The organism is Paenibacillus oceani (assembly GCF_014705615.1).
Classification (GTDB): domain Bacteria; phylum Bacillota; class Bacilli; order Paenibacillales; family NBRC-103111; genus Paenibacillus_AB; species Paenibacillus_AB oceani.
On record NZ_JACXJA010000020.1, the window covers coordinates 1 to 13,228 of the forward strand.

The 13,228-nt window shown below is 56.3% G+C and carries 10 protein-coding genes and 1 pseudogene; 2 read left to right on the plus strand and 9 right to left on the minus strand.

The features are described 5' to 3' along the window. Positions 1–200 precede the first annotated feature (200 nt). The 3 genes from IDH45_RS15645 to IDH45_RS15655 all read right to left on the minus strand — a co-directional run bounded on the left by IDH45_RS15645 (position 201) and on the right by IDH45_RS15655 (position 3,622). The gene (locus IDH45_RS15645; RefSeq protein WP_190929061.1) at positions 201–1,469 is read right to left on the minus strand and encodes a DegT/DnrJ/EryC1/StrS family aminotransferase; all 1,269 of its coding nucleotides are present in this window, start codon (positions 1,467–1,469) and stop codon (positions 201–203) included. A gap of 311 nt (positions 1,470–1,780) precedes the next feature. Continuing rightward, a complete protein-coding gene (gene lepB / locus IDH45_RS15650) occupies positions 1,781–2,302 on the minus strand; it encodes a signal peptidase I (RefSeq protein WP_190929062.1) in 522 nt (173 codons plus the stop codon). Between the two features lie 117 nt (positions 2,303–2,419). Next, complete coding sequence (locus IDH45_RS15655) at positions 2,420–3,622, minus strand: glycoside hydrolase family 10 protein (RefSeq protein WP_190929063.1); 1,203 nt, start codon at positions 3,620–3,622, stop codon at positions 2,420–2,422. Between the two features lie 278 nt (positions 3,623–3,900). Here IDH45_RS15655 and IDH45_RS34080 point away from each other — a divergent pair, with 278 nt between their 5' ends. After that, entirely contained in the window at positions 3,901–4,956 is a 1,056-nt protein-coding gene (locus IDH45_RS34080) for a sensor histidine kinase (RefSeq protein WP_223836705.1), read from the plus strand. Between the two features lie 72 nt (positions 4,957–5,028). Here IDH45_RS34080 and IDH45_RS34085 read toward each other — a convergent pair. The 4 genes and pseudogenes from IDH45_RS34085 to IDH45_RS15675 form a co-directional block, all read right to left on the minus strand. Then, positions 5,029–5,553: pseudogene (locus IDH45_RS34085) on the minus strand (TSUP family transporter); the annotation flags it as partial. A 175-nt stretch (positions 5,554–5,728) separates the two neighbouring features. Continuing rightward, complete coding sequence (locus IDH45_RS15665) at positions 5,729–6,691, minus strand: type I phosphomannose isomerase catalytic subunit (protein ID WP_190929065.1); 963 nt, start codon at positions 6,689–6,691, stop codon at positions 5,729–5,731. Between the two features lie 40 nt (positions 6,692–6,731). After that, positions 6,732–7,319: a tRNA (mnm(5)s(2)U34)-methyltransferase gene (locus tag IDH45_RS15670; protein ID WP_190929066.1), complete on the minus strand. Its 588-nt coding sequence runs from the start codon at positions 7,317–7,319 to the stop codon at positions 6,732–6,734. A 651-nt stretch (positions 7,320–7,970) separates the two neighbouring features. Continuing rightward, entirely contained in the window at positions 7,971–9,332 is a 1,362-nt protein-coding gene (locus IDH45_RS15675; RefSeq protein ID WP_190929067.1) for a Gfo/Idh/MocA family protein, read from the minus strand. 122 nt (positions 9,333–9,454) lie between these two features. On the opposite strand from IDH45_RS15675, the gene IDH45_RS15680 reads away from it, so the two are divergent. Further along, positions 9,455–10,330 (plus strand): AraC family transcriptional regulator, encoded by an 876-nt coding sequence (locus tag IDH45_RS15680; RefSeq protein WP_190929068.1) that lies wholly within the window; start codon positions 9,455–9,457, stop codon positions 10,328–10,330. 130 nt (positions 10,331–10,460) lie between these two features. Here IDH45_RS15680 and IDH45_RS15685 read toward each other — a convergent pair whose 3' ends face one another. Further along, positions 10,461–11,444, minus strand: a complete 984-nt coding sequence (locus tag IDH45_RS15685) for a TIGR01212 family radical SAM protein (RefSeq protein ID WP_190929069.1) — start codon at positions 11,442–11,444, stop codon at positions 10,461–10,463. Between the two features lie 230 nt (positions 11,445–11,674). Beyond that, positions 11,675–13,042, minus strand: a complete 1,368-nt coding sequence (locus IDH45_RS15690; protein WP_190929070.1) for an S-layer homology domain-containing protein — start codon at positions 13,040–13,042, stop codon at positions 11,675–11,677. Positions 13,043–13,228: the final 186 nt, after the last annotated feature.

Here is a 13,228-nt window from a genome sequence, read left to right on the forward strand (position 1 = left end):
TCTTCCCTCTCCTTGTCTCTTCAAGGTAAATTCCTCTTTTAATTCCAGTTTCTTTACCTTTCACTTTTTTGTACCTAAGTAGTTACCTCTTTATTGATTTATCGGAAAGTATATCGTGGGAGTGGCTCTACTTCTCGGTAAACGCCAGCTTCAAAAGACCCCGGTAAGCGTTTATCCTTGAGATCGACGGTACCGTAAACTCAGACTACGACATGCAGCGCCTTGTGCACCTTCACGACCGCTTCGATAATATCGGCTCCGTCCTGATCCGACAAGATCGGCGAGATCGGGATATACGTCGTGCGCGGGATCAGATCGACGGCCCTCGGGCACATGTTTTCCGTCACGACGACCGGTTTCTTGAACGGGTAGTTGTAAGGGAAATTGTCCTTCTCCGCCGACCTTTGCTGGAATAGAGCAGGGTTCATATAGACCGGCTTGCCGCCGTATAAGGCGTGGGCCTGCACGTTCTCCGCGTTAATCGCCTGGTTGAATGCAGCGGCTGCACCTGCCGCCGGGAAAATGATGCCCAGATTCGAGCCGATCGTTCCGTCCGGATCGGGACAAGCGCGGAACTTGATTCCCGGAATCTCGGAGGCGAGCGCAGCGGCGATCCGGTCATGCTGCTTGCGCATATTGCCGATAATTGCCGGAAGCTTTTTCCACTGCTCGACCATGACTGCTCCGGACAGCTCGTTCATCCGGAAGTTTTGGCCGGAGAAGGCGAACTGTTCGTCCGGGGAATCGATGCCGTACCGTGCGCGGTGGCGCACAATGCCCTGGTCGTGGTAACGGATCGCCCGCTCCATCAAGGTGAGGTCGTGAGTAACGACAGCGCCGCCTTCGCCGGACGTAATAATTTTGTTCATCTGAAAGCTGAACGTACCGATGTCGCCGATCGTACCGGCATAACGTCCCTTATACCGGACGCCGCACGACTGTGCCATATCTTCGATAACGGCGATACCGTTCTTCTTGGCAAAGGCGACGATCGGGTCCATATCGACCGGGTTGCCGAGAATCGGCACGACGATAACCGCTTTGACTTCTTCGTCGTACACCCGCTCCAGATCGTGCGGGTCGAGGTTCAAGCTGTCGTCGACGTCGCAATATACGGGAACCGCATTGCAGCACACGACCGCACCGGCCGTCGCCAAAAACGTATTGGCGGGGACGATGACCTTATCCCCGTAGCCGATCCCGAGCGCCTTCATCGCTACGACAAGCGCGGCGGTGCCGGAGGTTACGGCTAGCGCGTAAGGAACGTTCAGATCGCGCGTCATCGCATTTTCGAGCGATTCGACCGCGCCTTTCATATCCGCCCCGTAATAACGGAACGGCGACTGGGCATAGATTACCTCCGACGTAAAGTCGGCCTCTTCCTTCCCGTATACGACCGCTCCTGGATAGTTCGGCGGCAATGCCTTGCTGCGTACGGGAGTTCCCCCGTCTTTCGCCAACTTGCTCATGGGCTCACCTTCGCTTCCTCGATGATAGATGATGGCGCTCCAGCGTCTGCCGGGTTAGCGCTTGCGGATAAGTTGTATTTAACTTGTAAATATATTGTATCCGATTCTGCTGAAGGTTTCATATCTTTTATTTGTCGTTAATTCGAAAAGGGTGGCGGGAGGATCGATCCGCCTGCAAGGATAAACGCCTACCCGCGTCTTTGACGCTGGCGTTCACCAGGATTTAGAGCCACTTCTACGATATACTTTCATGATAAATTAGAAAAACAGGCCCTCGTCAGGCCTGTTCTCTAAGCGTATCGCTGCTAATCTTACATCACGCCGATGCGGGTGAAAGGGTAAAAGCGGAAGATCACTTCGCCGACCAGCTTGCTTTTGTCGACATACGTCTTGGGCCACAGATGGGCGTCGTAACTTTCGTTCCGGTTGTCGCCGAGGAAGAAATATTTGTTCTCGGGTACGGTGACCGGCCCGAATTTGTAAGCCATCGTCGTGTTCAAGTAAGGCTCGTCCGTCTTTTCCCCGTTCCGGTACAACACGCCGTCCTTCACTTCGATCGTATCGCCGGGCAGGCCGATCAGCCGCTTTACGTAGCGGATTTCCTCTTTCCCGTCGGCCGCGTGGTTGAACACTACGATGTCGCCGTGCTCGAAGGCGGTAAAAGCTTTCAGCTTCTGCACGATCAGCCGGTCATTGATTTTAATGTTCGGCACCATGGAGGCGGAAGGCACCCTCACGGCTTGGGCGATAAACGTCTGGATCAGGATGCTAAGGACAATGGCGATTGCGAGCGGTGCGCCCCATTCTTTCAGTACAGTTTTCAACTGCTTCATAATATGTAAGACTCCTTCCGTTTCTTCCGGAAATTCCTGGCCCCTAATCCGGTCTGTCTAAGGGACGGTCCGGCCGACAGTCCCCGGTTATCCCGGACTCGTCGATCCGATCCCTGCTCAACCAAGCATTGCTTTCCAGGACCCGTAATGGAAGAAACAAATCCCCGACGCTCCGCCTTCTTCCGCCCTCCGGACGTACTCGGCATAACGCTCCTTGGTAATCTCGTACTCCGGCGTCTTCAGCACGCCTGCATAGACGGGGATACGCCCGTCCGCCTTGCGGACCTGCTCCTCTACGACCCCGGCGAAGCTGCCCGGTTCCATCCAATAATCCATCGGGCATACAAAATCGACATAACCCTTCTCCGCCCATGCCGACCATTTCTGGCCGAAGCATTCGTATTCGCTGTCCGGCGTGAGCGCTTCCCCGCGAAGCTCGTTGCCGTACGGCGCGTTGTACCATACTGCAGCGGAGAGCTGGGTATCGGCGCGATAGCTGCGGACCGCCTCGCGGATCGTGCCTACGAGATCCGTGATAATCTGCGCCCGGTATTCCGCCCATTCGGCGGAACGCTCCGTAAGCAGCCACTTGGCTTTGCCGGCCGTATCCGGAAGCTCTGCCGGAATACGGATGCCGCTATGGCTCTCGAAGCCGGCCAAGCAGCTGTCGCAGAAGCAAAAACGGTGCAACCGGGACAAAACCAGCTTGTCGCCGATAGGAGGATCGTTATAGGTTTGGCGCGCTTCTTCGACGAAATAGGTGGTCGCGACACCGCCCGTCTCCAGCCGGATCGGCTGCCCGACCTTGGGTTGTCCGATCCAGTGGCCGGCGCTTTTCGTATCAATGACCAGCTTGCTGTCATAATGGTAGTATCGGATGAAGTCGAGATGAATTCCGTTTAGTCCGGGAAACTGCCGGAGCAGGTCCACGCACGTATCGGCCACGGTCCGGATGACGGCCGGATGCCTCGGGTCGTACATGTACCCAGTGCCGTTAACCGGCTCCTCGTAGTTGGAGATTCCGTGAGCGTCCACACAGTAACATTCCTTATTCGGGAAGGGCAGTTCATCCCGTCCGGTCACCCGCTGCTGGAGCGTGGTGATCATGCCGTGGAGTTCGATTCCGCGCTCTGCGCACGCCTCGGCGAGCAGGGCGATCCGCTCCTTGATCGATTCGGAGAAGCGGTCGGCGGCTTTTACATATACGATCACTTTTCCAACCCGGTTGCGCTCGCACCAGTCGGTTAAGCTTGCAATTTCTTCGGCGTCTCTCGCTTCGGAGCCTAGATACAGCCATACGGCATTATGTTGCGGGTTCAAAATAGGGCTTTCTCCTCTCGTCAATCGTTCCTTTCCGGTTCCCAACCATTATACCGAACGAATCGCGCGAACGGAAATCCCTTTTTCTTTGGTGTCCCGCATGGTACACTCGAATTCGAAGGGGATGATACCACTTCACCCGCGGATACGACGCCTCTGGTACAACTGCAGTCGGGGACAGGACGGAAAGCTCATTTTCTTTGCGGCGGCTTGTCGCGTTACCGCGATTCGCGCTTACGCAAAACCGAGCCAGTAAGAGGTAAAAGGACGTTGAAGGAATGAACGAATTCGATTTCGTGATGGAATCTACGGATATCGATCTCTTTATTGCGTCAATTGACGAACGGATGGAGCTCGTATCCGCGAATGCTAAATTCAGAACCACTTATCAGATCTATCCCGGAGAAGCTCTGCCAGAACAGTCCCAACTGCGTAAGGTAGTTGCTCATGCAATTAAGCAAAAGCAAAATATAGCCGGCGTCGTCATCGAGGAATCGGCAGGGGAACATACGATGCAGTTGATTTTGTATTGCTACAGGAGGGAGACGGACCTGGGAGACCGCTATCATGCCGCGATGTTCGACATCTCTGGTTTTTTTCATTTCTACGAAATGAAGCTAACTAATGAAAGGCGCAAGTTGATCGGAGACATGGCGGCGGGCACGGCGAACAGCATCTTGAATCCGCTCGCGGTCGTCAGGGGCAGCCTGCAGCTGATAGAGACGACGCTGAAGACGAATCTGGCCTCCGGCCATTGGTCCGATCATTTTGCTTCGCGCAGTGTGGAGCACTACATTACGCTGGCCAACGATCAGGTGAAGGAAATCGGCAACTATGTGAAACGCTGGCTGCATCTGGGCAAGCCGTTCCATCTCGATCTGCGCCCGATGCTCGTATCCTCCTTTCTGGAAGAGTATGTCCCCTCTGTGCAAAAAGAAGCGCTGCGGCGCGGTGTCCCTTTCGTATGCGAATTCCCCTCCGTGGACGGGGAACTGCTTATCGACCCTCATTATTTGCAGGAAGTGCTGAACGAGTTCATGAAAAATTCGTTCGACGCCTCGAAGGCGGCGGAAGACGGCGGAGGCGTTCGGCTGTCGATTCACTTCTCCGACAAAACGCTTGTGTTCGCGATCCGCGATTCCGGACCCGGCATTGCCGATGATTTGCTCAAGCTGGTGAAGGTCCCGTTCTTCACGACCAAGGAAGATTCGATCGGTCTGGGCTTGAACTTCTGCGAGGTTGTGCTGCAGAAGATGGGAGGGCATTACGAGCTGTCCGGCGGCGAATCGGGGACGGAAGTGCGAATCGAGCTTCCGAAGATGCCGGCTGTCTGAACGGTGCGGGCAAATGCGGATGCCTTTTGCGGCATAATCAGGAAACGTAAGCTGGCGACCGCCGGCCGCGGTGACGAAGTCGAAGCCGAGCAGCACGAAGGCGAACAGCAGAAACGAGCCCGTCCCGGGACCGAAAAATCCGTCGTAGTATCCGATCGCCAGTGCCACAAGGCCGCCGGCGGCAATCGTCTTGACCGTTAGTTTGGGGTTGCCGGAGAGGACCGGTCCTTTTTTCTTGAACAGCGTGTAGACGGTAACCGCGATCAGCAGCACAATGACGAGCGGCTTCAGAAAGTTGGGCGGGACCAGCCGGACGGTGTACGCGCCGGCCGCCGAACCGAGCAGCGACAAGGGGAACCATTTCTTTACGAGCCGCAGGTCCATTTTGCCGGAGAGCAGAAAAGAAAGCGAGCTGGTCAGCGAGGACATCGTCCCGCCCAGCTTGTTCGTGCCGAGCGCAATGCCGGGAGGCAGGCCGGCCGCAAGCAGGGCGGGCACGGATATGAGTCCTCCCCCGCCAACGACGGAATCGATGAACGACGCGACAAATCCGGCGGTTATGAGGAAAATGAGAATTTCAAACGAAGGCTGCTCCATCGATGTACGCTCCTATGCGGAATGTGGATTTAGGCACGAGTACGATTATAGGGGCAGCTTCTTCGTTCGTAGGGCTGGAATGTTTTCCCTTGAACCGCTTGCCGCCGGGAGAGCTATTCCCGAAATAGAAGCAGCCTCCGCATTCGTGCGGGGGCTGCTGGCGGGTGTTATACAATTATGGCAAATAGCAGCGTAAAACGGTCGCTTCGCCGTTTAGCGAATAATCGCCTAAGTCGGCGGGCAGCAGGAAGCAATTGCCGCGCTCCAGCCCGATCGAACCGCCGGACCATTCGAGCGTGCCGCTTCCGTCGCAGATGACGAGGATCGTAAAGCTGTCCGGCATCGAGGTCAGCGCCCAGCCCCCCTTCGTCACACCCTTTTCAACAGTGAAGTAAGGGGAGGAAGCCAGACGCAGCCATTCGTTAGGCCGGGACACTTCGGTTGCCATCCGCGTCGCGCCGCTGTTGTCGTAGGCGGTAACTTCCAGCGAATCTTCGATATGCAGCTCGCGGGGCTTGCCGTCCAGTCCCGGACGGTCGTAGTCGTACAACCGGTACGTCGTATCGGAATTTTGTTGAATTTCCGCTACCAATACGCCCGCGCACAAAGCGTGAACCGTCCCCGCCGGAATGTAGAACGAATCTCCGGCCGAAGCCTCCACTTCCTGAAGGCTGTCCATGATCCGGTTGTCTGCGATCGCCTCTGCGAACGATTCCCGGGTAGCTCCCGGCTTAAGGCCGTATATGATTTTGGCTCCCGGCTTCGCATTGAGCACGTACCACATCTCGGTTTTGCCGAGCTCGCCCGGAGGGAGTTTGTCGTAGTCGTTGCCCGGATGCACTTGCACCGACAAATCGTCGTTGCAGTCGAGCAGCTTGATCAGCAGCGGGAAACGGCTGTTTGCCGAATACCCCTTCGCTCCGAACACGCTGCTTCCATATTTCTCGCGAATCTCGTCCAGTCCCAGACCGGCCAGCTCGCCGTTGATTACTTTCGTCGTGCCGTTCGGATGGTCGCCGATCATCCAGCCTTCCCCGATCGGGCCTTCCGGCAGCTCCAGGCCGAACTGCTCGAGCGCCCGCCCGCCCCACACGCGCTCCTTCATTTCCGGTTTGAACTTCAGCGGATATGGTTTCATGCTTAGTCTCCTCGCTTTCTCGATAAACAAAGATGTCTTATTAACTGTACACTTTTCTTTTTTCTACCGCAATGACATAGGGCGCAATTCCGCGTTTGTTCGTAAAACGGTATATGATCGCCTGATAATCGGAGTCGGGCAGCGTCTCGGCCCACAGCTCGACCCGATCGGCTTCACCGCGACCGCCTTCATGGCCCGGGTACAGGACGACCGTGACGATACCGCCCGGCTTCAGAAGCGATGCCGCCGCATCCAGCGCGGGAAGGGTCGATTCCGGCCGCGTAATGATCTGCGGATCTCCGCCCGGCAAATAGCCGAGGTTGAACATGACGGCGCTGATCTGCCCGTGGTGCTCCGGAGGAATCGTTTCCGTCATCTCGGCGTGGCTCCGCAGCAGCAAGTGCAATCTATGCGGTACGCCAGGCAGCCTGCCGATTCGCTCGGAGGCGCGGTCCAGCGCCTTCTGCTGGATATCGAACGCGTACAAAGCGCCTTTCTCCCCGATGGCTTCGCATAAAAAGGCTGTGTCCGCCCCCGTGCCTACGGTGGCGTCCACAACCGTATCGCCTGGGCGAATCCGCTCCAGAACGCATTTATGGGCAAAGCTTAATACCGATAAAAATCCCATGACGAGCCTCCGGTCTTAGGTGGATTTCCAGCGAAAGATACCATATTCGATGCCGGAACACAAGGGGGAGAGTGGCTTGGGGACAGAGCCGCCGAGGGCCGTTTCGTTTGAAACCGGCGATGGGCTGAGAGCAGAAAAGGGCCGCCGAGCGGCCGCCGTTATTTATCAGGACAACTTAAAGTAATGAAAGTTTAACTGTACTAAGGTGTTAAGGTGCTCAAACGGCAATGGCATGGGCGAGAGGGCAGCCAATGGTAATAAGCAATGGTAATAAGAGTGGTTTGTACTCTCTATTTTACCCGAAAACCTCCTTGGACACGGAATAAGAGCGGTTTGAAGCTCTTAATATCCGCGAAAAGGGAGGGGGCCCCACCGGTTGGTTGAAATAAGGGGTGCAAACCGCTTCTATTTGCCTCCATCATCCCCGTATGCCGAAAATAAAGGGTGCAAAAGACTCTTATTCTGTCCGTTCGCCCTTATTACGCATTTCGTTTCAGCGTTTTGTGATTAGTTTGGGCCCCGCTCGAACCGCCGATTTCCTTGAGAAAAAGGACCTCAACCTCCACTTACCGTGGGAGTTGAGGTCCTTTCGCTTGGAAAATGGGATGTGGCCATGTCATGCGGGAGCTTTTGGGACACCCCATTTGATCTTTATAATCCCGACGCTTCTAGCCGGCCTGCGGTTAGTTCCCGGGACAGCTCCCGGATCTCGACGACCCGGTTTTCCAGACGCGCCCGGTCGGCGGAGAAGCCGATCTGATGGCCGTAGATCGAACGGTCCAGCGAGGTGGAGGAGATAGACGGCTCTTCGCCGCGCAGCGTGCGAATGAAGTCGGTGACAAGCCGCATATCCCCGCCCCCGTGCATATCGGCGGATACTTTTAATTCGACCAGCTCTTCTTGGTAAGTCGACGCGCCGTCACGGTCCGGATGCCGGATCTTGAAGCTGCCTTCCTCCATCGTGCCGACGATCTCGCCTTTGGTGCCGGTAATATGAATGGTCCGGCAAGGCTTCGACGTACCGCCGGTCAAGCTGTGCGACGCCGTGCTGCCGTCTTCGAATTCGATAATCACCGACTGGTGATCGACGACGTCGTTATCGCTACGCCAGACGCAGCGGCCGTAAGGATTGTCGGTACGCAGTGATTCGATTTTTTGCTCGTCCGCCGCACTGTTGCCATGCGGCAAACCGGCCCATACATAGGGACTCCACAATTTTTTTTCGATGTACATGGAGCCGGCGGAATAGGCGCACTTGGACTCGATCGGGCAATCCGCAAGGCAGCGCGTCCCGGCTCCTTCGGGTGCTTTGTCCGAACGGAACTGATACAGACTTCCGAAGCTGCTTACTCGAACAGGGCGGACACTGCCTTTCATCCAGGAAACGATATCGAGATCGTGACAGCATTTCTGCATCAGCATCGAGGAGCCGCCCGCCTTCAGATTGCTCCATTTGCCTCTGACAAAAGCGGTGGCCATATGATGGTAGCTGACGTTTTCCTCGGTTTGGATGGCGACGACTTCCCCGATGTCGCCGTTCTCGATCCGTCTGCGGATTTCGGCATAAAAGGGAGCATAACGCAGCACGTGGCATATAAATACCGTCCGTCCGGTAGCCCGGGACGCTTCATACAGCTCCAGCACCTCCGCCTCGCTGACCCCGATCGGCTTCTCGAGCAATACGTCGTAGCCCGCGTGCAGCAAAGGGATCGTCGTCGCCACATGGAACGAGTCCATCGTTCCGTTAATCGCGGCGTCCGCCAGCTTCGGTCCCGCGACGAGCTCTTCGACAGAAGCGTATAAACGGTCGTCCTGCAAGCCGAAACGGTCGGCGGCCCGTCTGCGGTGGACGGGGTCCGGGTCGACGACGGCTGTAATCTGCAGCTCATCCGGGTGTGTCAGCGCATAGGAGGCGTACAGCATGCTGCGGTTGCCGGCCCCTACAATAACGGCCTGAACGGGACGGGTGGCAGGGACGAGCGGAGAACGATCCGATTGCGAATACGGTGGCATAAGAACATCTACTTCCTTTCCGAATCCTATAATATTGTGGTATTGTTTTTCGTATAAAGTAAACGTACTCCGCTTCAGACAAGGAATCAACAGTAATTAATTGAGATAGGAGTAGTAAAAAAATGTTGCGTACCTCATACGGATTTCAATATAACGAGATCCCCGAAAGGCTGATCGTGATGGAATCGCTCGGGTGCGGCCAGGCTCTGGATACCGGCTACGGCAATGACGGCATGCGGCGTCCTGGCAGGGGACATCTGTTCCAGTACACATTGTCCGGGGAAGGAGCGATTGCAGTGGGCGGGCAAACATACAGCGTTCCGAAGCACCACGGTTTCTTCGTCACGATCCCGAGCGAGCACCGGTATTTTTATCCCCCGACAGCAACCAAGCCTTGGGAATTCATCTGGATTCGGGCGATCGGCAGGACGATGGAGGAGTATTGGGAGCATTTCATTCGCTCCTTCGGCCATGTCGCCATGTTCCGTCCCGATTCGGAGCCGATCCGGCTGATGTGGAGTATGTACCGCGATGCGGCGGGTCAAGGGCTGCGCGACAAATACCATACGTCGCTGCGTCTGACCGAATGGGCGCTCTCCTTCGAGAGGATCGCCGAGGGAGGGGACGGCAGCGTCCGGCCGCTGCCCGAATCGCTGCAGAACGCCAAAGCTTTTATCGAGGGGCATATCGGCACCGACGTCAGTCTGGACGACGCAGCAGCGGCGGCGGGCATGTCGAAGCATCATTTCTGCAAAGTGTTCAAGTTGTATACAGGGGTGACGCCGATGCATTATCTGCGCAAAATCCGGGTCGAGGAGGCGGCGAAAATGCTGCGCAACAGCACACTGCCGATCGAGCGGATCTCGGAGCAAACGGGCTTTGACAATGTCAGCTACTTCGGCAAAGTATTCCGCCAGCTCGTCGGCTCCACGCCGTCCGAATACCGCAAGGGGATGAGCAATTCGAACGACAGCCGGCTTCTGCAAATCGTCGATTGAGAAACGGAAGATGCTGATCCTATTGCCAGCATGGTGGATCTGCGGGGAGCGAACGGCGGAGCATTGTTTCCGGCGTTGAATCCCAAAAATGCAAAAGCGCGCAGAGGCTGCGCGCTTCAGGTAAGTTCCTCTATGATCCGGATGCCGTTTCCCCGGACGGTGTCCCGGTCCACAGCTTCCCTTGCCAGGTGCCGCGTGCGGTTAACTCCGCATCGATGGCGTTCAGCACTTCCCACTTCTTCAAGCTCCACATCGGACCGATGAGCAAGTCGCGGGGCGCGTCTCCGGTCAGCCGGTGCACGATCATGTCCGGCGGCAGCAGCTCCAGCGTATCGACGACGAGCTTCACATACTCGTCCTTCTCCAGAAAGCGGACCAGACCCGCCTCATACTGCCGGACCATCGGTGTTTTGCGCATCAGATGGAGCAGATGCACCTTGATGCCCTGCACGTCCATATCGGCGACCGCCCTGGCCGTATCGAGCATCATCTCGTGCGTCTCGCCCGGCAGCCCGTATATGATGTGGGCGCAGACGCGAATGTTCCGGCGGCGCAGCTTCTCGACCGCTTCCAGGTAACAGTCGGTATCGTGCGCCCGGTTGATCAGCTCGGACGTTTTCTCGTGTATGGTCTGCAGACCCATCTCCACCCACAGGTAGGTGCGTTCGTTCAGCTCGGCCAAATAATCGACGACATCGTCCGGCAAGCAGTCCGGCCGCGTAGCGATCGACAGCCCGACGACACCCGGCTGCTGCAAGATGACTTCATAATACTCGCGCAGCTCCTCGACCGGAGCGTACGTATTCGTATACGCCTGGAAGTAGCCGATATAGCTGGCTTCCGGCCATTTCTGGTGCTGCCGGTCGCGGATCTTGTTGAATTGCGTGACGAGATCGTCCCTGCGGCTTCCCGCGAAGTCGCCCGAGCCTCTGGCGCTGCAGAACGTGCAGCCCCCGGTGGCGATCTTGCCGTCCCGGTTCGGACAGGTGAAGCCGGCGTCGAGCATCACTTTGAACACCTTGGCGCCAAACTGCTCGCGCATCTCGTAATTCCACGTATGAAACCGCTTGTCTCCCCATAAGCGAGGCTGGATGGCGGATGGCGTTACGTTCATTTGGTCAAACTCCTTTATTCAGGTTGAATCGGCAGGTCCGGGGGCCGCAAGAGGCATCCCGGCGGGATAGATCCATAAGCACCATTGTACCAGAAATCGCCGCGTTCCGCTTCAAGCGCTACCGGCCTGCGCGGGCAGGAGCGGTGCCGCCAGCCTTCCGCCGCTCTCTCCACCGTTCCGGGTACGCAAAAAAACCGCCCGGGAATCCCGGGCGGGTCGAAGTTCTATATTTAGTTGGCGGGCTGTGCAGCCGGTTCCTGCTTCGCTTCCACCGCTTGACCGGCATCGGCCTTGTCTGTTTCCGGCTTGCCTTCATCCGTCTTACCGGATTCCGGTTGTGCCGGCGCCTCCGGCAGTTCTGTCAAATCCGGAATGGCGAATTCTTCGGCGTTTTTGGCTTCGGCCGGAAGCACGATGTCGACCGGTTCGTTAAACGACGTATACTGGGCCGCCATGCTCATATCCATGCCCTGAAGCGGAATGTCGGCGGAGTCGCTGTTGTAGTTGATTTTCATCGCAACGTCCATCTTCTCCGTCAGCATCGTCGTTTCGTTGATCGACATCGTGCCGTTCATCGACATCGTCATGTTCTGCAATTCCGGAGTTTCCGGCAGCGACTGGAGCATACTGTTGTCCGGCATCGCCTTGGTCAAGGCCTCCATAATTTGCTTCATATCGCCGATTTTGCCGTTGACGCCGATTTTGCGCATCGTTTTGCCGTCGACCGTCTCCGTTCCCAGATCGCGGTAGAAGAACATTTTGTTCATCATAGCCTGATTCATCGAAGCACTGTTCTTCTGCAGCTCCATCAGCTGCTCGAACGTAAACGGCATTTGCTTCGACATGTTCACCCATTTGGCCGAGCCTGTGCCGTCAGGGTCCGGAATTTTCATAAAGGTGCCTTCGGGTACGAGGTACTGCTCCATATCCATCGCCGGTGTGCCCGGAATCGGCATCTCCATCTTCATCGTCATGTGCATGCCTTTGGCCGAGTCGAACGCAGCTTCCGACTTCATCGAAGTCTGCAAATCACCTGGAATCGGCAACGCCTCTTTCAGAAGCACCTTTACCTTCTGATCCATTACCATCTTGTACGATTTCAGCTTAGCCTGCTCCGCATACGATTGCTCCAGCCATTTGACTACTTTGGGATCGTTCTCCAGCGAGAGCCGGATCGCTTCCTGTGTGGAGGAAGAGAGCAGAACGGACTGGTCTCCGAGCGAAACGCCGAATTTGGACTTCAACTGGCCCAGCGCGGCGTTGTCTTCGAGTCCGAGGAATCGGGCAAGCACATAGCTGGCTTCCTGCTTCGTGATCGGCTGATCCGGCCGGAACGTGCCGTCCGGGTAACCGTCGATGATCTGACGTTCGATCAATGCCCGTACCGAGGAGGCATACGGGGAATCCTCCGTTATATCCGAAGGGAGCTTGACGCTGCCGCTCCCGGGAGTCATCTCCAAATAATCGGTTACCTGTTTAAAAAACTGTCCGCGCGTAACGGACGATTCCGGGGATGCCGTATTCGCCGCGAGCACCGGTGTTGCGGATAAGGACAACGCAAGCAAGGCAGTTGACGCCAAGGTTAAAGGTTTCTTCAATTCCGATCTCTCCCATCTGTATGTATTCGGAACTACGATCGTCCAACAAGCGACCGCGATACTCCTTACTACGAAAAAACCGGACAAAGGTTTCAAAAACCGCTGGAAAAACCACCCCTTCATCTGCTTGGAAACCAAAATGAAAATGAAGAAAAAGGCTTGAAATACCGGCGTTCCCACTTGCAA

Excerpts from the sequence above, each read along its gene's own strand:
- IDH45_RS15675 (WP_190929067.1), bottom strand. The coding sequence starts at position 9,332 with ATGCCACCGTATTCGCAATCGGATCGTTCTCCGCTCGTCCCTGCCACC.
- IDH45_RS34080 (WP_223836705.1), top strand. The coding sequence starts at position 3,901 with ATGAACGAATTCGATTTCGTGATGGAATCTACGGATATCGATCTCTTT.
- lepB (WP_190929062.1), bottom strand. The coding sequence starts at position 2,302 with ATGAAGCAGTTGAAAACTGTACTGAAAGAATGGGGCGCACCGCTCGCA.
- IDH45_RS15680 (WP_190929068.1), top strand. The coding sequence starts at position 9,455 with ATGTTGCGTACCTCATACGGATTTCAATATAACGAGATCCCCGAAAGG.
- IDH45_RS15645 (WP_190929061.1), bottom strand. The coding sequence starts at position 1,469 with ATGAGCAAGTTGGCGAAAGACGGGGGAACTCCCGTACGCAGCAAGGCA.
- IDH45_RS15665 (WP_190929065.1), bottom strand. The coding sequence starts at position 6,691 with ATGAAACCATATCCGCTGAAGTTCAAACCGGAAATGAAGGAGCGCGTG.
- IDH45_RS15670 (WP_190929066.1), bottom strand. The coding sequence starts at position 7,319 with ATGGGATTTTTATCGGTATTAAGCTTTGCCCATAAATGCGTTCTGGAG.
- IDH45_RS15685 (WP_190929069.1), bottom strand. The coding sequence starts at position 11,444 with ATGAACGTAACGCCATCCGCCATCCAGCCTCGCTTATGGGGAGACAAG.